This window comes from Acetobacter sacchari (assembly GCF_017377715.1).
In the GTDB taxonomy this organism is placed as follows: Bacteria; Pseudomonadota; Alphaproteobacteria; order Acetobacterales; family Acetobacteraceae; genus Acetobacter; species Acetobacter sacchari.
This window is the reverse complement of record NZ_JAFVMF010000032.1, coordinates 11,792-31,112: the sequence shown is the minus strand read 5'-3', so window position 1 is coordinate 31,112 and position 19,321 is coordinate 11,792. Positions and strand designations below refer to the sequence as shown.

The 19,321-nt window shown below is 61.7% G+C and carries 14 protein-coding genes; 3 read left to right on the top strand and 11 right to left on the bottom strand.

Features of this window, described 5'->3' with window-relative positions; all coding sequences use genetic code 11:
* Window positions 1-120 precede the first annotated feature (120 nt).
* The 5 genes from J2D73_RS18930 to J2D73_RS18910 form a co-directional block, all read right to left on the bottom strand.
* Window positions 121-1,245, bottom strand: coding sequence for a glycosyltransferase family 4 protein (locus J2D73_RS18930; RefSeq protein ID WP_207883876.1), 1,125 nt, complete (start codon window positions 1,243-1,245; stop codon window positions 121-123).
* Between the two features lie 56 nt (window positions 1,246-1,301).
* A complete protein-coding gene (locus J2D73_RS18925) occupies window positions 1,302-3,215 on the bottom strand; it encodes a heparinase II/III family protein (protein ID WP_207883874.1) in 1,914 nt (637 codons plus the stop codon).
* Between the two features lie 172 nt (window positions 3,216-3,387).
* A complete protein-coding gene (gene rpe / locus J2D73_RS18920; RefSeq protein WP_207883873.1) occupies window positions 3,388-4,053 on the bottom strand; it encodes a ribulose-phosphate 3-epimerase in 666 nt (221 codons plus the stop codon).
* Window positions 4,054-4,298: 245 nt separating this feature from the next.
* Complete coding sequence (locus J2D73_RS18915) at window positions 4,299-5,846, bottom strand: hypothetical protein (RefSeq protein ID WP_207883872.1); 1,548 nt, start codon at window positions 5,844-5,846, stop codon at window positions 4,299-4,301.
* 48 nt (window positions 5,847-5,894) lie between these two features.
* The gene (locus J2D73_RS18910; protein WP_207883871.1) at window positions 5,895-7,250 is read right to left on the bottom strand and encodes an RsmB/NOP family class I SAM-dependent RNA methyltransferase; all 1,356 of its coding nucleotides are present in this window, start codon (window positions 7,248-7,250) and stop codon (window positions 5,895-5,897) included.
* Between the two features lie 116 nt (window positions 7,251-7,366).
* Between J2D73_RS18910 and J2D73_RS18905 the strand changes: the two genes are divergently transcribed.
* Together J2D73_RS18905 and J2D73_RS18900 are read left to right on the top strand one after the other, a co-directional pair.
* Window positions 7,367-8,410, top strand: coding sequence for a hypothetical protein (locus tag J2D73_RS18905; protein ID WP_207883870.1), 1,044 nt, complete (start codon window positions 7,367-7,369; stop codon window positions 8,408-8,410).
* A gap of 1 nt (window position 8,411) precedes the next feature.
* Entirely contained in the window at window positions 8,412-9,644 is a 1,233-nt protein-coding gene (locus J2D73_RS18900; RefSeq protein WP_207883869.1) for a hypothetical protein, read from the top strand.
* Here J2D73_RS18900 and J2D73_RS18895 read toward each other — a convergent pair.
* The 4 genes from J2D73_RS18895 to J2D73_RS18880 form a co-directional block, all read right to left on the bottom strand.
* Window positions 9,600-11,084, bottom strand: a complete 1,485-nt coding sequence (locus J2D73_RS18895) for a sensor histidine kinase (RefSeq protein ID WP_243430096.1) — start codon at window positions 11,082-11,084, stop codon at window positions 9,600-9,602. The genes J2D73_RS18900 and J2D73_RS18895 overlap by 45 nt on opposite strands.
* Window positions 11,071-11,730, bottom strand: coding sequence for a response regulator transcription factor (locus tag J2D73_RS18890; protein ID WP_207883868.1), 660 nt, complete (start codon window positions 11,728-11,730; stop codon window positions 11,071-11,073). The genes J2D73_RS18895 and J2D73_RS18890 overlap by 14 nt, the downstream gene beginning before the upstream one ends.
* A 583-nt stretch (window positions 11,731-12,313) precedes the next feature.
* Window positions 12,314-13,102, bottom strand: coding sequence for a deaminated glutathione amidase (locus tag J2D73_RS18885; RefSeq protein WP_207883867.1), 789 nt, complete (start codon window positions 13,100-13,102; stop codon window positions 12,314-12,316).
* A gap of 356 nt (window positions 13,103-13,458) precedes the next feature.
* Window positions 13,459-15,510, bottom strand: coding sequence for a TonB-dependent receptor plug domain-containing protein (locus J2D73_RS18880; protein WP_207883865.1), 2,052 nt, complete (start codon window positions 15,508-15,510; stop codon window positions 13,459-13,461).
* A 160-nt stretch (window positions 15,511-15,670) separates the two neighbouring features.
* Here J2D73_RS18880 and J2D73_RS18875 point away from each other — a divergent pair, with 160 nt between their 5' ends.
* On the top strand, window positions 15,671-15,979 hold the full coding sequence (locus tag J2D73_RS18875) for a hypothetical protein (RefSeq protein WP_207883882.1): 309 nt from the start codon (window positions 15,671-15,673) through the stop codon (window positions 15,977-15,979).
* Window positions 15,980-16,019: 40 nt separating this feature from the next.
* On the opposite strand, the gene J2D73_RS18870 is transcribed toward J2D73_RS18875, so the two are convergent.
* Entirely contained in the window at window positions 16,020-16,766 is a 747-nt protein-coding gene (locus J2D73_RS18870) for a 2OG-Fe dioxygenase family protein (RefSeq protein WP_207883864.1), read from the bottom strand.
* A 34-nt stretch (window positions 16,767-16,800) separates the two neighbouring features.
* The gene (locus J2D73_RS18865) at window positions 16,801-19,320 is read right to left on the bottom strand and encodes a mechanosensitive ion channel domain-containing protein (RefSeq protein WP_207883863.1); all 2,520 of its coding nucleotides are present in this window, start codon (window positions 19,318-19,320) and stop codon (window positions 16,801-16,803) included.
* Window position 19,321: the final 1 nt, after the last annotated feature.

Below are 19,321 nucleotides of genomic sequence, written 5' to 3'. Positions count from 1 at the left end.
TCCACATCCAGAGCTTGAATCACATCAGACCGATTTTCCAAACAGGCTCTGAGAAGCTGCGCGCAGGCACAGGACCGGCACCTTATCAGGCTAAGCCCATCTCCTCAGTTCCACGACGCCTCAAGAGCGCGCTGCGCCTTGCTTCAGCAGGGTCGCTGTGCGTGACATGACGTCGCGTTCGTCAAACAGGCGCAGTGCGCGGGCGCGGCCGGCCGAACCCATCGTAACGCGCAATGCGGGTTCGTTGACCAGTCGCGCCAGCGCTTCGGCCAAAGGCGTGACGGTCGCGGGCGGTGCGAGGAAGCCGGTTTCATTCGGCGCGATCTGCTCTCGTGAACCGCGGATGTCGGTCGCGACCACCGGCAGACCTGTCATCATCGCTTCGATGATCGACATGGGAAGGCCCTCGAAATGGCTGGGCAGCGTGAAGATGTCGGCAGCGGCGAGCACTGCGGCGACATCCCTGCGGTAGCCAAGCATGCGTAGCCGTCCGCCTAGAACACGCGCCGCACGTTTGAATTCCTGCTCCAGCGATTCTCCGTGATCGGACGACAGGCGTTCGCCCACCACCCAGAGTTCGGCGTCGGGCACGGACTCCATGGCGCGAAGCAATTCGGGGTAGCCCTTGTGGCGCACGAGGCGGGAGACGGCGACGATTACGACGCGATCGTCCGGCGTCCCGAGTTCGGAGCGGATGCGCGCGCGCGTGGCGGCATCCGGATGAAACACATTCGGGTCCCGTCCGTTGCCGACTGCCTGCGCCAGACGATGGATGTGGAGGCGTTTGGCGTCCTGAGCCTCTTCCTGAGAGACAGTCATATAGACGTCGGTGACGCGTCCGGCCGCCCATTCAAGCATCAAGGCTGCAGTCCGCCGCAGCCGCGATCCGGGCTGGTTGAACAGAAAACCATGGCATGTGTAGGCGATGCAGGGCACGCCGCAGAGACGGGCGGCGAAGCGTGCGAGCAGTCCGCTGATCGGCATGTGGGCATGAACGACATCCGGTCGTTCGCGCCGGATCAACTTCACCAGCGCGGTGAACGCGCGCAACTGAGCAATGGGCGAGAAGGAACGGGCCATTGGCGGGGTTTCCACGCGAAAACCCTCCTTCCTGACGTCGACCAGCAGGGGACCGTCCGCGCAGACGCCGACGACGTCATGTCCGCGCGCACGTAGCTCCCGCATGAGCGGGAGGATGAAGTGGCGCAGAGAGAAGTCGACGTTGGTGACTTCGAGAATTTTCATCGTCTTCTCTCAGAGGCTTTTCCCGGGATCGCTCTGGCTAGGCCTGGAGCGCGCGCTCAACCGTCGAGGCGGGAGAACGCCCACCGGACGCCACGCGCTTGCTCGACAGGGCGCGTCTCGGGGGGAGGTGGCTCTTCTGGAGTTGTGGTCAGCTTGTCGACGCCGTTCGGCGACTGGTCCTCCGCCCATTCGCCGGACGCTACGTTCGGGTCATGCAATTCTGCGGGCGGCGTTTCCAGAGCTTCCACAGTTTCCTGCGGCCAGGCTTCGGCGTCGTAATTATCGGCAACGCTGGCCTCCGCGTGATCGCCATACGGTTCGTGATCTGTCGCGTCAGGGTGGCCCGTCGTTTCGGCGTGCTCCACCGGCGGTGCGCCCTCTTCATGCGGCTCCGCGGCGACAGGCGTCTCAATATTCGGCGCCGCTTCGATCTTGGCGGGGCGTACGACAATTTGCAGGGTCTTCGCGGGCGTGCGATCGCCCAGATAGACGCTTTCCTCGATCGACGAATACCCGTCGCTGCGGAAACGCCAGGTTTCCGTTTCTGTCAGAAGGAGGATATCGGTTTCCTCAAGCTCCACGCGCACGCCGGGATGCAGGTGAAAGCGAAGTACAAACTCCGACGCGGAGCCCTCGCCGTCCAGACGATCCTCCCCCCGCAGATCTCCGCCGTCCTGCGTCAGATACAGGCGGCGGCGATAGACGCCCGCTCCGGCATGGACATAAGCGTCGGAAGAAAGCTCCAGAAGATGATCGGCGTCGAGCATGGCATGATCGCACGCCACTTTGGGGCGCGATTCGAGGCGCCCGTCGCGGCCCCATCGCAACGCCGGGGTGGAGGGGAGTGACAGCACCGAATGCGCGGCAGTCTCGCGCAGCGCTTCGCTCCACCCCGGCAACGTGCTCGCGCCGCAATTGACAATCAACTGTGACCGGCCGGAGGACAGCTCGAAAGACAGCGCGCCAGCATGAGCGAGGGCGTCGAAGCCATGCTGTGCGGGAGAACCGCCATCAACGAACAGTAGCGTGTCACCCGCTGACAGGCGGACCAGCCTGCCTTCCGGAAGGCCGCGTGCGACGACATGGCCGCGCGGCAGCGCTCGCGCGATGATTGAATCGATGCGGGACGCGGGATGCGGCCGCGTTCCGTTGAACAGGGCGAGTCGCCCGTCGCCATGCCGGAAGGCGCGCAGCACAGGCGTCATGCGATCCAGCGTGGCGGCCATCGTCGTTGGAATCGGGATGCGGGCGCTTTGCAGCATCACCCGCATCTCGGCGAGTTCCTGAAGCACGAGAAGCTGCGTTTCGGGACTGCGCGAGGCGTGGCAGCCATCCGACAGAGCCTGTTGCTCCAGTTCCGTATCGATCAGCTTCATGTAGCGGGCGAGAAACCCCGACTGCTCCGGAAGCGCGATGGCGGCGGCCAACAGGCCCTTGAGCGCCTGAAACGCCGACCAGTCACGGCGGTCGCCGGGGGCTAGCGCCATGACGGTCCGCGCTTCAAGCACGACTCTGATCATCAGGTTCTTGCGGAAATCCTCGTCCGCCGAGGCAGCGTAGAAATCGTAATGGCTGAGCCAGGCTGCGACGCGCGCGCCGGTGACGGCGGGGTTTTGCAGCGGCGTTTCGCCGATCGGCTGCCCGAGCCATGTGGCGACCATCGCGCGCGCCTTGCTGCGCGCGGAATCGGTCCCAAGTTCCCGCAGATCGCGCAACCAGGTAAAGCTTTGCAGCCAGTCACGGAATTCATCGGGCCAGTCCGGTGCGGTCCAGCGACCGTGGCTGAGTGGACGCGTGACGCCGCGGTGCGAGGCGTGGCCGCGCACCATCAGCTCGCCTCCGGCTTCATCGCCCGTCCAGAGGTCGCGTACGGTGAGCGCGGGAGCGGAGGGAACCGAGCGCAGGCCGCCGAGCGGGCCGAGCAGCGCGAGGGAAAGGCGCGCGTCGCGCGCCCAGCGGCCTAGGCCCATGACGGGCGCTCCTTCTCGGAACGGCGATCCATGCCCGTATTCCCGTCGATCCGGCTGGCCTTGCGACCGAAGGGCGTGGGCCGTCTCCCGAAGGGGGTGGAGGCTATGATGTGCGGCGCAGCGTCGATGTGACGTGTAACGCAGGCGTTCAAGGTAATCAGCAGTCGGTTCCCTAGCTGGCCGATCGCAACGCACTTATGGCCGCTGCGTAGTCGTCTTGGCCGTACACCGCACTGCCCGCGACCAGAAAATCTGCTCCGGCTTCGATAGCCATCGGCGCGGTGTCTTGATCGACGCCGCCGTCGACGCCGATCCTGATCGCTCGTCCGGATTTCTCGATCATCGAGCGGATTTCGCGAATTTTTCCAAGCTGGCTCTGCAGGAACTTCTGGCCGCCAAAGCCGGGGTTGACCGTCATGACAAGCACGATGTCGATGAGGTCGAGAATCTCGGACAGCGCTGAGGCCGGGGTCGCGGGGCAGATCGCGACCCCGGCTTTCTTGCCGAGCGCCTTGATCGTTTGCAGCGAGCGGTGAACGTGCGGCCCGCATTCGATATGGATGACGATGTGGTCGGCGCCAGCCTCGGCGAAAGACTGCAGATACGGATCGCATGGCTCGATCATCAGATGTACGTCGAACGGCAGGCGCGAATGCGGCCGCAACGCTTTTATGACGGCAGGGCCGAAGGAAATGTTCGGGACGAAGTGTCCGTCCATGACGTCGAGGTGAATCCAGTCCGCTCCGGCTGCATCGATCGCCGCCACTTCCTCGCCAAGGCGAGCGAAATCGGCGGAGAGAATGCTGGGAGCGACGAGAAGCGGCGCGTTCTTTGTCATCTTTGCTTTATCGGTAATCCCGAGGCGGCGCGCAACAGGTCTTCTGCGCGGTGGAGAAGGTCATGTTGGGGCTTTTTCGCCTTACTTCCGCCACATCCTGTTTTATCTGCGAGACTTTCGTTGGTTCGCACGGGCGTTGGGTAGGATAACGGCAGAACAGTTAACGTTCTTTAAGAGCATGCACATTCACGTCACCGTTCGTTGAGATATTTGTCGTGGAGTTTTCTGACTGGTTCGAGGGAACGTTACTGACGCACGGGAGGCCGCGCATGGACGCGGGCGAGTTCTTCCAACGTGAAATCGATAGCCGCCGTCACGTCCGCGAACTGATAGTTCTCGCTCTGGAGCGAACGTGCGTTGTCGTCGACGCTGTCCTGCAGCGCTGGCGCCGTATCGACGATGTCCATGATCAGATCTTCAGGAAAATAAACCGGGACCGTGTCGTGCCCAGCCTGATCCATGACCCAGTGCGCCGGGCGGCGTTCGATCACGCGCCGGTTGGAATGCGTCACTCCCGGCGTAGACGTCGTCCAGCCAATCTTATGCTGCACCGACCCGTGATGGCAGATGTAGAAATCGGCGCGAGCCGCGAGGGCGATGGAGTTCAGGATCGACAAGTTACTCGCGTCGATGACGCGCCCTGCGTGGGCGGGCGTCTCGGTTTCGACCGCGCGGAGAATCGCGGCGACCTCCTCCGCGTCCCGCGCGGCGGTTTGGAGTGACTTGGCGTTCTCCTGCGCGATCAGATCCTCGCAATCGTTTTCTGCTGGGAGCGCGGAGAGGGGTGCGCCGCGTTTGCGAACGTCCTCCGCGATGGAATGCCCGTCGAGAAGAACGACCGCATTCGGCCAGGTCGCGAGCAGCCGGGCGATGAGGCCTGTAAGAAATTCGCGCTGGTTGACCGGTGTTCTGTTGCGAGTCCTGACGCTGACCCACACGATGGGACGTCGCCCCTCAAGACGAGCGGACAGCGCGCCGGCGCCGTCCGCAGCGATCGCGTCCCCCGCCGATCGCTGCAGGGCGGCGCGCGTCTGCGGGTCTATCTGCGTCGAGCCGAAGCAGAACAAGGTCCGTCCCGGTGCGTTCGGCATCGCATAGTGGGCTGGGCGTTCCACCGGCCAGTGCGCGATGTCCGGGACCAATAGCTCGATATCGCCAAGGGGTTCGAAAAACGTGACGATGGTCGGTGGCGGCGTCCGGCGCGACGACCCTGCGGTTTCTCGTAGGGCCGGAAGCTGGTTCCACAGCATATGTGCGAAATTGGGATCGCCGCAAACGGCGGCGACGTTGGTCGCGGGGCGAACAGGCTGCCACTCCTCCGCCGAGAATATCGCGATCGCGTCTTCAGCTTCTTCGGGGGAGATCGTCCACGTGCGCGTTCCGAAATTCAGGCCGCATCGCAGGGACGGCATGAGGATCGTGTTCAAAGGAAAGCCTTCGCCCAGATTGCTTGCGCAAAGCAGCAGATCTGGCGCGTCGGGGAAGCGGAAGACTGTCTTGTGTCCGCAGACCGATTTTCTTTCAGTCACTGTGATGGCGTCGCCGGACCGGATCATGCAGGCGGTAACGGGAGAGGGAATGCGAAAGAAGCGGTTTTCGAACAACTCTCGCTGATACCAGCGCAAGGCGCGTTCGGATGGCGCCGCCTGCCGAGCATCGATGTAATTGATCAAGGTTCCGACATGCGGCGCATCCGTGATCATGGCCCGCCACGTGCGCCGCCCTTCCACCGTATCGATGTGGTGAATGGTGAACGGGGCGGGCGGCTTCGTTGAGAGATCGTCTTCCGTCATGTCGGCTCTCGATTCGTCAGCGTAGTGTACGGCGGCGCCCCGATCACGTTAAGCCGGGCGGATGAAGCGCGCGGCGAAGAAGCCGTCCATGCCTCCCAACTCGGGCCACAGGCCGGGATGGGTCCGCAGCCACCCTTCGGGTGTCAGGGCTTCGGGAATGTCGGCCAGTTCGGACGGCTGGAAAGGATCGGCGGTGAAGCCGATGCGCAGGGCGGCGGCGGCGCGGTCCGGCCCTTCTTCCTTTTGGAGAGAACACACGGCGTAGACCAGACGTCCGCCCGGCTTCAGCATCCGGAACGCCGCAGACAGCAGGGCGTCCTGCCCTTCGGTCAGGGCCTCCAGATCACGAGGCCGCTTGATCCACAACGCGTCCGGGTGGCGACGACCAGTGCCGGTGGCCGAGCACGGGGCGTCGAGCAGGATGGCGTCGAGTGGCGCATCGGGCGTCCATGCGGTGGCGTCCGCGCAGATCGTGGTCACGTCCAGCTTGAGGCGGACGATATTCTCCTTGAAACGCTCCAGACGCGCCGGATCACGTTCGACAGCGGTGACCACAGCGCCAGCGTTGGCAAGCTGTGCGGTCTTGCCGCCGGGCGCGGCGCAAAGATCGGCGACCCGCTCCCCGGGCTGAACCGCGAGCAGACGCGCAGGTAACGCGGCGGCGGCGTCCTGCACCCAGAACGCACCTTCGTCAAAACCGGGAAGCGTCGTGACGCGCGTTCCGGCGGGCAGGCGCCAGGAGCCTGTCGGCAGTCGCTCGGCTTCGGGGGGCGCTTCCGCATCCGGGCGGACGGAAATGTCCAGCGGCGCTTCATGCGCCAGTCCGCGCGCGATCGCTCTGGCCACGCCCGGCCCAAGGTGCTTCCACGACGTCCACAGCCAAGGCGGGACGTCCAGACGTTCCTGATCGAGTCCTTCGAGAACCGCCGGACCCTGTGTCGCAACGCGTCGTAGCACGGCGTTGGCGAGCCCGGCGAAGGGGGCGAGGCCGCGTCGCCGCAGGAGGTCGACGGTGGTGCCTACGGCGGCGTGTGGCGGCGTCTCAAGATACAGCAATTGCGCAGCGCCGAGCAACAGCGCTGCACGCACGGGCTCCGGCGGCTCCTTGCGCAGGAACGGCTCCAGCGCCGTCGTCAGAGTCCCGAGGTGGCGCAGCGCAGCCGCCGCCAGACGGTGGGCTGCGGCCCGGTCGCGCGTGTCGGCGGCGCGCGCCTCGGGCGAGCGCGACAGGGTTGTCTCCAGCATACGCCGGTTCTCGATCACGCCGCGCAGGATATCGAACGCGATGTCGCGTGTCGGGTCCGACGACGCCGCAGGACGTTCGGCGGTCGGGGAGGCGCCGCGCTTTGTGCGGCCACGTGACGCCGATCGGGCGGCCGGTTTGGGGTTTGACGGAATGTTCATCGTTTCCGGTTTGAATGCTCGCTGGCCGACGACATGACACGTCATCCGTCCCGGCGCCAGCCGTTTACGCCGCAACGCCGGCATCAGCAGCAGCAAGCAGGATCACAGCCCGAACCATGGAGACCCGTTTCGAGCAGCACATAGTCCCTTATCCCGGCGCCTTCGTAGCGTTCGCGGGGCCGGCCGTCACGGCGGCCCCCTCTGCAGGAACGTATTTTCTTCCGACGACCAGTCCGCTGATCGGCGGCGTCGCCGTGCGGGCGCAGTCGGGTGGAGCGCTGGACGCTCTCGCCCTGAATGTTTTCGGAACAGGCGTGTTGGTTGTGCCCCCTGATTGTATCGATGATTTCGGCTTTCGGGTGAGCGTGTTTGACCGTGCGCTATTGCATGGGGTGTCGGGATTGCGGCGGGTGACGTCCGGTCTCGTGATGCGTGAAACATTGCGTGCCGCCGCAGCCGGGTTCGCCGGGCGGGAGGCCCAGACGCTCGCCCGCGCTGTGGCGCCGGAAATGACCCGGCGCAGGGTCGAACTGCGCCGACGCCTCATCTCCCATGCAGCGGGTTGGATGATCGACCCGAGGGTGTTTCGATGGCTCGCAGGGGTGCTGGTGGAAGCGGGAATGGCGAGCCTGATTGGCGCTGGGGCGGACTTTCTAGCGCCTGAATCCGCGTCGCCGCCCCGTTTGACCCTGTTGCGGGATACCGTCGCGACGCTCCCGGAGGCGCTGCCTGACGACAGGGGCGAGGCGATTCGTCGCCGTTTGTGCAATGTCGCAAAGGCGGCGCTTGGACGTATCGAGGCGATGTATGACACGCTGCGCGACCTTCTTGCGTCGCAAGATATGATCGCGGCCTATCGCGATGCTGCGCCGCAACTTTTTGCTGATTTGTCGACGCTGCGCGGCTGGACAAGATTTTGTCTGTTGGCAAGGGAGATCTCGCACTCTCCATCGTGGTCCCATGCGTTGGGCGATCTCGTCGCTCTGGCGCAGCTTCTCACACACAAAAAAAATCTGACGGGCGACGAAGCGTTTCTCGCCAACGCGTTGCGCCCGGGATTGTCAGACTGGCCCCCGGAAATTGACCACACTGTCTATGTGATGTCGCGCAACGAAAGAATCCTGAGGGCGGAAATTATGCTGGAGGTCGGAAATATCTAGGATGAAACTCGCCTCCGGGCGCGACAGCGAAAGCCACGTCCTCGACGTGCCAGACCATGCCGGGGCGAGCGCGTCCGGTTTGTTGTTCAGACCGCTCTGGCCGCTTCTCACTTCGCTGGAGCGGTGGCGCGCGGAAGCTTCTTGCGCTGTGCCGGACACACTGTTGAATCCTTTGAAAATTTGGATTTTTGATTGCTACCCGGATGCGGATATTGTCGAGCGTCTTATCAGCCATGGCGCTGGGGAACGGCTTCCGCCACGCGATCCTCTGACCGAGCCGGAGCGGGCTGATCCACTTGAATGCGCGACGGCAATGTTGTGGGCGCGTGCGGCGGAGGTCCTATCCCGCCCGATCCCGTCGATCGTGTTGACCGAAATCGCGGCAACGTCGCATCTCGACGAAGCGCAGGTAACGGCGTTGGTCGCGCCCCTTGCAGCCATCTATCGGCACGCGTCGTTGTTGTGCGTGAAGTGGGCCGATCCAGTGCCTGCCCGTCCATCGTCCGTCGCGTTGCGAGAGGCGCTGACCGAAATCGTTGCAGAGGGTGAACTGGCGTGGCGGTTCGGCCTGCTGTTGCTGCTGACCGGGCGGACTGACATCGACATAGCGCTTCCCGCCGCGCGCACCGTGGCTTTGGCTACGACGGATCAGGGGCTGCATCTCGACATCTGCGATAAGGCGCTGGCGGCTGCCTTCGACATCATGGAAAAGCGTTGCGAATGTCTTCGGCGGGAGATCGAGAATCTTCGACCGGCACGCCGCACCGATCGTAGACCGTTGATCTGGATGGACGTTCCAGAGTTCGCGGCAGTTTCGGCGTTGATCCGGTTTTCCAGTCGGTGCGGTCTTCACATGGGGGCCGCGACGCAGTTGAAGCACGCCGCCGCGCGTCTGGCGTCCACACAGTTCGCTTTTCTGGTCGAGGAAGATTTGCTTATTTCCTGGCCCGATGGCGCGTGGCCAGATAGCCTCATGACCGTGTTTGAGCGGGGCGTGCGACGGTTGCGCAATCTTGCGTCTCTTGGTGCGTGTTTCACGCATCTGACTGACTTCCGACCTCTCGTGGAGCGCCTCGCGTCTCACTACCTTGAAGACATGTCGATAGGGCTGAACACGGTTGAGCGCGTGCGCGTGGCGGAAACTCTGCTCGATGTGACGGCGCGTCTGCCGACCCGGTCCGGTGTGGCGTCAGTGACGTCGGGCGCTCGCGCTCATGGTTCGCGCGGGCGTTGACAATGCCGAGGTCGCCTGAAGACCGGGGAACGTGATGCGGGCGAGAAATCCTCTGGTCGTTCCGGGAATTGGCGAGATGAGATCGAGGCGTGCGTTCATTTGGGCTGCTATGGTGGTCGCGATGGCGAGCCCGAGACCGCTGCCGGGACTTTCATGGCGACCGCGAACGAACGGCGTTTCGATGCCGGCAAGCAGATCCGGGGTCAACGCTGCGCAATCGTTGATGATTTCGATGACATTGCTTGCCGCGAGTATGATAGTGACGGTTGGACCCCCGACGGCTGGGGGTTGACCATAACTGAGGGCGTTTTCGATTAGGTTGCGAAAAAGCAGACCTGCCGCGTCCAGATCGCCCTCTACCATCATCCGGCGGGATACGCCGGGTTGAAACCGGATGCGGGCGGGTGCGCGATTGTCGCCGCCCCCGTCGCGCCGCTCCAACTCCTCCGATACAAACGCCACAAGATCGACCACGTCGAAACGATCCCGCCGCAAGGCGACACCCGACCACGCGCGCGAGAGCTGCAGCAGTTTATCGGTGATGCCGCCCAGACGCCGAACCTGTGCAATCAGGGTTTCAATTCCAGGCGTGGCGTCGGTCGGCGTGTGTGGTGCGCCCTCTGGTTCCATCCGACTGGCATGAAGCGTTTGCAGCAACTGGGCCTGTGCGAGGATGGCTCCGATAGGGTTGCGCAATTCGTGCGCAGCGTTGGCGGCGAAAGCGCGCTCCGCCGACAGCGCCTTGTCCAGCCGGTGGAGCAGCAGGTTCACTGCGTTCTGGATGGCGGTCAGTTCGACAGGAAGATCCGGGGCGGAGACGGGATCGAGATAACCACCGCCGCGTCGTCGCAATTCGGCGCCAAGCGTATCGACTGGCCGCAGGCCGCGCCTGACGATCCAGCGCACGAGAAGCCATATGACCGGCGCGAGAAAGAGGATCGGCAGGGTGGCGATGACGATGGCGCGATGGACGGCCTCAAGGCGGTGGAACGATGGTTCGGCGACCAGAACGCCGTGCTGCTTGTCGGTGGACAGGCTGACGAAAACGCGAAAATGCGGGCGGTCGTAAAAACCTGGGACAGGCGGCGTGACGAGGGGCTCTTCCGGCGCATTCTGGGAGCGCAGGATAACGCGTCCGGCAGCATCTGTGACCTGATAGGCGAGGGCGCGCGGACCGATCCCCGGCAAAATCGCGATCTGAGGGCCGTCCGGTCGTGTTGGCGTGAAGGCGACGGTATAGACAAGCCGCTCCGCCACCTCACGCAGGGAATCGTCCAGACGCTCGGTCACCTCGAAACGGGTGAACGCCGCCAGCGCCAGAGCGAGCACGAGCAGCGACCCGAGCACCGCCGCTGTGACCCCTCCCACTATATGGGCGGACAGACTCCACGAACCGTGGGCATCCGGACTTTCCGGCGTATGGATTTCAGGGATCGGCAAGGCGATATCCACGGCCGCGGGCTGTCAGGATAATGTCGCGTCCGAGTTTTTTGCGAACGCGGCTGATGAAGACCTCGATGGCGTTGCTCTCGATATCCTCCTGATGGTCATACAGTGCATCTTCGATACGTGATCGCGAGCAGATTGCGCCAGGTCGTCGAGCCAGCAACTCGATCACCGCCCATTCGCGCGCTGTCAGATCTATTTCCGCTCCAGCGCGCGAGAGTCTGCGGCGTGTGAGGTCAATTTCAACGTCGCCCAATGTCAAAACGGGGCCGCCATAGGCAGGATTGCGGCGCGAAATCGCTTCGATCCGCGCCATGAGCTCATCAAGATCGTAAGGTTTGACGATATAATCGTCCGCTCCCTCGGACAGGCCTGCGATCCGGTCGCTGATCTGATCTCGCGCGGTCGCAACGAGGATACCGAGTTTTGCGCCTTCGGACCGAAGGGTGCTGACAAGGTCGAGGCCGTTTCCATCGGGAAGACCGAGGTCGAGCACAAGAAGGTCGTAGTCTGTTGCGGCGAGGGCAGAGCGGGCATCCTCTAGCGCGCAGTACCAGTCCGCCGCGTGTCCGTGGGAGCGGAGTTTCGTCAGCACGGCCGATCCGAGGGCGGGCTCGTCCTCGATAACCAGCAGGCGCATGAAAAACCTCCAATCGACGGACAAGCAGCGTGCGGTGCTGCGGCATAAGCGTCGGCGCATGTTATCGCCGTTTCGTAGAGGATCGCCAGTAACGCAGTCTCCACTGCTATGACGTGCTCAGGCGCGTAGGCAAACTGAATGCGGGGCAAATGGGGCTCAACGGAAGGAAACGAACTGTACGGCATTTTGCCGACAGTGACGCGTCTTAACGTTGGTCGGGCGGAGATGTTGAACGGGCGGCTGACGTAATTCAGCCTCCTCCGGACTAGGAACTGTGTCTTCCGACGTTTCTGGACTGACCGTTCAAAAGCGGAACTGGGACGGGTTCGCGGCAACAATTCCCGGAAAACCAACGCATACAGAGATATCACGTAGCGCAGAAGCGCTGCGCGTAATGTCGAGGAGGCACCGACATGCGCCGTCAACGCGTTGACGGTCGCAATTGTGTGTCACGCGTGTTCAGGTACGGAGTGCCTAATTGACGGCTATTGCTTGCACACCGCCCGGCTGGAGGGGCTGGCGAGGTACGCGGCGTGCAGTGAGCGCCGTCGCCTCGCGTTTATGTCGGGGAAGGCGTTGGAGGTTATCGCAGCGCGGGGTCTGCAAAACGGCGGTTCTGCAAGACCGGTAGCACGACCCTTGTTTTAGCGATTCGTTCCTTGGAAATTTCGCAGAATAGAAGACCAGGGTCTTGTCCGGTTCGCACAACCGCAACGCCTAGCGGATCGACGACCATGCTGCAGCCGATATTCCGCGGGCCGCATTCGCCAATGCCTGCCACATAACACGTGTTTTCCAGCGCACGGGCGGTCAGCATAACCTCCCAGTGCCATTCTTTGCCGGGGCCGCGCACCCAGGCGGCTGGAACGGCTATCAATTCTGCGCCGTTCAGCGCGAGCGCCCGCGCGAGTTCGGGGAAACGCACATCGTAGCAGGTCATCAGGCCGACCTTGAACCCGTCGATCTCGATCAGCGGCGCGATTTCGGCGCCCGGTGTCTGCCTGTCGGATTCCTTCATGGCGAAGGCGTCGTAGAGATGCAATTTTCGGTAAGCGCCGATCAGACCGTGCGCCGAGACGACGATATGGACGTTGTAGACGCGGCCGGCTCCGTCTGGAACGAAAATGCATCCCGAAACCACAAGGTCGAGGCCTTGCAGCCCAGCGATCAACCCAGCGACATACGGCCCGTCGAGTTGTTGGGCTGCGCTTAGCGTGAGGTCCGGGTCTTTCATGTCTGCTGCCAGGATGTCTTCCGGCAGCAGCAGCAGGCGAGCCCCTTCTGCCGATGCACGCCTCGCCAGATCAATGGCGGTGGCAAGATTTTCTTCCCAACGGGGGGTGGCGGCGAACTGACCGAGAGCGATTTTCATGGGCGTCCTGCAGGGATGAAAAGAGTGCAGCTTCATAGCACGATCAGGCGGCTTCGCCGACTTTCCAGCTTGACTGTGTACGGAGGGATACTCGCAGGGCCGCATATTGTTGACGTGGTGTGAGCGGGGCGGGATGGATTTTGGTGACCGTGGATACATGCGGCGGCTGCGTCAAAAATGAATTTGAGGTTTGACGGCTACGGCGCGTTGTTCATTCAGCATTGTTTTTAGATTGGTCGCAAAATAATTTCTTGCGAAATTTTATTTTTTACGCTACAATGCTTAATGTATATTTTATATTTGCATTAGATATTTCTCATCCAACGGTATTGATGTATTATTATTTTGTGCGAAATTCAAAAATCAGCCTTGAGTATGCCGATAAGTTGCCTTTGAGTCCTGATGCCTCCGGTTGTGCGAAGGGACGGAGCGTTGAGTTGATTTCCATTTAATGAAATCACAAAGTGTTTGCTAAAGTTCCATGAAATTCGTGTATTTATCGTGACAAAATTTTTGACCATGGCATTTTCAAGACTCAGGGTTTTGAAGTTGGCTTGTACATCTTGATAGTGAGACTGCCATCTGGCGTGTGTACCGATTTCGAATTTTTTGCGCGTATAATCGACGCCGCCAATAATGCTGTTGACAGGCGTCTGTCGCTGAAAGTTGATTGGTGACGATTGATCCAGATCGCGGACCGACGCCATTGCGTAGGAAATGCTCCAGTGCAGGCCGAAGTCGGTCTTTCCGTCCAGTTTAGCCTCTCCACCGATATCATCCACGCGCCCGTAGTTGTGCGGGCTGACTAGAATTTGCGCGGGAGGAACAAAAGTGAAATTTGTTGCGAAAGGCGTGCCGAGCATATTGTTCGTTCTTTGGGCGAACAGCGCCAGCGTGAAGTTGGCGTTGAGCTTTGGGATTTTGTGTGAGTAATCGGCGCCGACATTGATCGTGGTCGCAGGAACAAGGGACGAATTGCTTTTAAAATTGACTGGCCCAAACATCGTGCTTGGAGAAAAGTCAAACAGCGGGGGTAATTGCACTCCTCGCGCGACAGTAACGCCGAAGATACCTGCATCGACAGCGTCATATCGAAGTTTCGTATTGAAAGTTGGTTCTATATATTGAAATGAATCTGATTTTATTCGTGGGTATATGGTTCGTGACGATCGGGTTGGGATTGTCAGGGCGTCGAGCCGGAAGGCCGTCGTCATGGTAAGGCGTGGCGCGATGCGCCATGTCCAGGTAGCTGATGCCGCGGCAAGATTTTCGATCTGAGACCCCAGCAATTGGCCTGATGATTTCGCTGCAAGGGAGGTATTACGGTATTCCACCCCCAAACGAATATCGTTGGCGTTATTCATGGCGATGATATCAGAAGCCTGTATGACGGTGGTCGTGGTGGTGTAATCGAAATTTATCGGAAAATTCTCGCCAAGGGCTGAAACAGCAAGGTCGTTTTCTGTAGAATATCGATTGCTGTAGGCTTTTATTTCGAGGAGCCCCCACCTTGTGTCGGCGTCTATTCGAGCCATAAGGCTTCTCATCGTTGGCTCCGTGTGAACGTAGGAGCCAAAATCAAGCCACAACGCCTGCCGCTCCTTGCTGGCTGAAGCGGAAAAGAGCCAGTCGATGTTGGGTGTTATTTTTCCTCGCAAATCCAGCGCCGTTTTAAACGTCATGACAGTCGGCGTCACATTTATGGCGTTCCCAGACTTAAACTCTTTCGAACGCATTCCATCGATAGTGAGTTTAGCGGCAAAAAAATCAGAGAATTTATGAGAGAGAACCAGAGAGCCGCCAAAATAATTTTGACTGCCGCCTTTGACGCTTACAAAGCTCCTGTTTTCGTATAACGGGTCGCGCGTGACGATATTGATGACGCCGCCGGACGCATTGAATCCGTAGAGTGCCGAGTTTGGGCCACGCACGATTTCGATTTGCCGAATATCGCCAATAGCGGCGGGCAACACGCCCCAATCCATGAAATTGTAACCGTCCTGGTAGACCTGACGTCCGTTGAGAAGCACGAGCGTATGCGATCCGCCCGCTGCGTCATTGCCGCGCACTGAGACATTTTCGTCGATCATGCCGTAACGCCGCACGTCTACTCCAGCGACCATGCGCAGGACGCCGGGGACGGTGTTCGCGCCCATTCGGGAAATCTGGTCGCTTGTGATGATTTGCGTATCTGTCGAAAGCTCGCTTTCGCGCTGCGGCTTGCCGGTCGCGGAAGATGTCACGGGCTCTCCGAACATCGTTTCGAACGTGTCGTAATCGATTGTCTGGGCCTGAGCGCCGGAGGCCTCTGCGTCGATCACGATAGTGGGTGCAATGGCGGACGCCAGCAGCAACATTTTTTTCAGCGTGATCCGGCCGCTACGGCGGGTGTCTTTCTGGGCGGTCACGGAGCTTCGCATTTTAACGGCGGCCTAGCGGGAATATGAGTTCACCCGACATGCCTAAATGCATTAGCTTACCGCGACGTTAAGTGACGTCCCGGCTCCGCTTTGCGTATGATGTCCGCGACACGATGTAGCAAGCAGACTCGGATAGTGAGGAGGGTGGATGGATCAAGCAGCGGTGACCGGGGGGCGGCATCCCGATGAAAGCGTTATGGCTGAGTCGGGCGTCGAAACATCTCAGACAGTGAGCCCACCGCCGCATCCAGACGCCGTCAGTGACGTAAACCATCTTCCCATGCGTCCCGCAGGTCCGTCAGAAGGGGCGTCCTCTGGACGGGTGGTTGCGAACGCCCGTATGGATATGGCCGCGGCCCGCGAGCTTCTTCAGATGGTCGGGGCAATGGCGTTTGTGACGGCGATGCTGCTGGTTGGCTGGCACGCGGCGCATTATTCGGGCGCCTGGCCTTACTGACTACGCGGGGCTGTAGTGTATCGACCTTTCTTGTCTCGCGTTACTGACGGCGCAGCGTCACGACCAGAACATCTCGAAATGCGAGGCGGGACGGATCGACCGGCGTGATCGGGGTAACGCCGTGATACACATGGTTATCGTCGACGAACGCTGAGTCCATGGGCGCGGAGAGCGTGAAGCTTCCCAGTTTATGGCGTTGAAGGTCGTGAATGGTGGTGTCGCCGCTCGCCACGTTTTCGCGTCGAACCATCAAAACGAGCACCCAGTCCACGCCGTCGCGATGCAGCCCTTCCGGGGTCGGCCGCCCCGTCTGGTTTTCCTGGGTCTCAATGCGAAATTGATGAACCTCGGCGTGCCAGATGGGCGGGCGGGCTGCTTCCGGGGTCAGGTCGTCAGCCAGCTGGCGCGTCAGGCGAAGCGTCGCGTGCATGGCGCGGTGTTCGCCAATCCCGGGCTCCACCGGCGCGAACCAGCGCTCCACGCCGCCGTTCAGGGCGTTGTAATCGCGGCTCTGGTAATGCGGCTGATGCGCCTTGCGCACGACGGAGTCTCCGCTAAGCGCGAAATTCGCGTGTCGGCGTCGCCGATATCGTCCTCCATCGGCCATATAGCGATCTACCCCGAGCCGGTCCCAGCTTGCGGCGAAGCCTTCCCAGTCCGTCAGTCCATACGCGTGAAGCAGAGACGACATGTCCTTGGCCGGGACGATGGCGAAATGCTCGCCCCGCGTCGCGGCTTCGATTTTCTCCAGCGCATCTTGCGCACCTTGCTCTTCAAGCCTCGCCATTGTCGTGTTCCGTTCTGTCTGGCGTGTCGTTCGCTTACGTGTTTTTTGTCGGCTGCGGGGTCGTCGCTGCGCCATCGTCCACCGCGACGCGCAGCGCGCCGCCCGGCGGTGTGGCCGTGTAGGCCATAGGCACGCAGAATTTTATGCCGGCCTCGACCAGGCGGTTGCCCAGACGCCGATAGAACTCGCGCTGCACCTTCCATTTCATCATGGGGGCGGTGCGGATCGATCCCACCGTGACCGTGCCGTCGCCATCGCTGAGGTCGACGCCGAGGTCATTGTAGCCGGAATAGATCATGCTCTTGAAGTCGTCCTCCTCGCGCATCTCGTCTACGACTTTCGCCATGACGGCGACGACGCGCGCCACGTCTTCGGACAGGTCGATCTTCTGGTGGATGATGACCTGATTGTAGTCGCGGCCCGTGTTGGCGATGGTCGACACCGAAGAGAACGGGATGATGTGCAGGTCCCCGTTAGTGGCGCGGACTCGCACGGCGCGGATTGAAAGGTGCTCCACCACGCCGGAAACGCCGCCGGTGGTGACCCAGTCCCCGACCTGGATTGCGTCTTCGACCAGCATGAAGAAGCCTGTGATGAAGTCCTTCACCAGACTTTGCGAACCGAAGGCGATCGCTGCGCCCATGATGCCTGCGCCAGTGAGCAGCGGCGTCACGTTGATTCCGATTTGCGACAGCGACGTCACGACGACGATGATGATGATGATCGTCAGCAGCACTGTGCGGATGATCGGCAGCACCGTCCGAAGACGCGTTGCGCGCGCCGCCTGAGCGTTCTCTTTGTAACGTTCGAGTTGACGGTTCAGCAGGTCGTTCACCGTCTCCCAGATGATGGCCGCGACGACGAGGGCCATAAATAGCGTGATGACGGCGCCGAGCAGGTGACGACCCAGATCGGTCGACAGAAAGAAATGCGCGGTGGAGAGGCCCCAGGATTCCGTTAACGCCACGATGCTCACGAACATGACTGTCGCAGTAAGCGCGGCTCGGACGAACGGGTAGTAACGATCTGCTCGTTTCTGCAGTTCCGGGCGTTTGGCCTGCATCTCGGGCGAAAGACGGAACAGGCGGTCCTGCGCGCCGTAGGCGAGAATGGCGATCACGCGGGACGCGATCACGATGGCCACGGTCAGGCCGAGGGTCTGCAGAATCCAGAGATACCCCCCCCGCAGATGGGCCGCCCAGACAAGCCACAGAGCGGCGTCTAGGAATAGCGCGGGGATCCACCATGCTTTCGCAAGGGTCAGGGCGAACGTCCAGAACGGGCTTTGGGTCTGGGGCGCCTGACGGTTGAGCGCGCGCGTAATGAGCGGGCGCATGCGCCATATGAAGATCGCGATGATGACATGTTCGACCAGAACGACGGTACGGATAACAGCCTCTGTGCCCTGAGCGCTCAGATCGAATTGTTCTCCGAGGTTCGAAAGGCAAAGCACGGCGGCCGGAGCCGCGACCAGGACGTTCCACCACCGTGTCAGAATACGCGCGACGCTGTCGCTTGCAGGGGCCAGGCGAATGGCGGGGGAGCGTGGAGCGAGAACGGATTCGACAATGACGAACAGAAGACGCGCGACCGCGTAGGCGCCAGCGAGGATGATCGTCGTCGCTTCTGCCTGCGGCGTGCTTGTCGCCAGCTCGGCGCCGCCATAGCTGACGCCCGTGAAAACGGCCACGGGCATCAGCTTGAGGCCGAAATGAGCGAGCGTGTATGGCGCGCGTCTCAAAAAGCGCAGTGTTTCTCGTTGTCTGCGCTGGTCCTTTGCGCGTGTCTGCAGAGTCTCGATAGTCCCCGCACTGGCTCCCGAGGCGAGCGCGTCGGTAAGCGCGGCGTTGTCCGCAGCGGACTCTTCTCCATCTGGCGGCGTCGCTTCATTGTCATCGGCGCCCGCGCCGTTGAGCCGCTTTTCGCGCGTCGCGGCGTGCGTGGCTATGGCAGTCAACCTCGGCGCAATCAGCAGCACCAGAGCGCGTTCGATCGCGAGCGCCACGACGACGATCAGCCCGGCGCGGGTGAATGCGTCGATCAACACCTGCCGTGTCGTCGGGTTGGCGATCTGATGGTCGAACCAGACGCCGACGCTACGCAGGTCTTTGAACAGACCGAGGAAATTGCGGCCATAAGCGCGTGCGCGCTGACCAAGGGAGGAAAGGCCGCTGTGCAACGCAACCGCTTCGGGGGTCACGATGGACGAGCTTGTCGCGCTGGCAGTCGCAGGCGTCTGCGCAGTCGTGGCGCCAGCCTGCTGCGCCCCGCGCGCCATCAGCGACAATGTGTGCGTGAAGGCGTCCCGCTGCTTCGGATCGTTGAGAACGCCGAGCAGTTCCTGCGCCTCTTTCGGCGAAAGGGCGCCTGACGGCGTACCCGAAGTCGAAGGGGCGGCCGTCGCGCCGGGCGCGTCGGCGCGCGCCGGCGATAGGGCGCCGAATGTCAGAAGCAGGAGGCTCGCTATCCCGAAAAGCCGCCCCATACGTCGCGTGACAGGCGCGGTAGCGTTCGCGTGACGTAACTTCGGCCTACGGGGCGTTGTGACGATCATT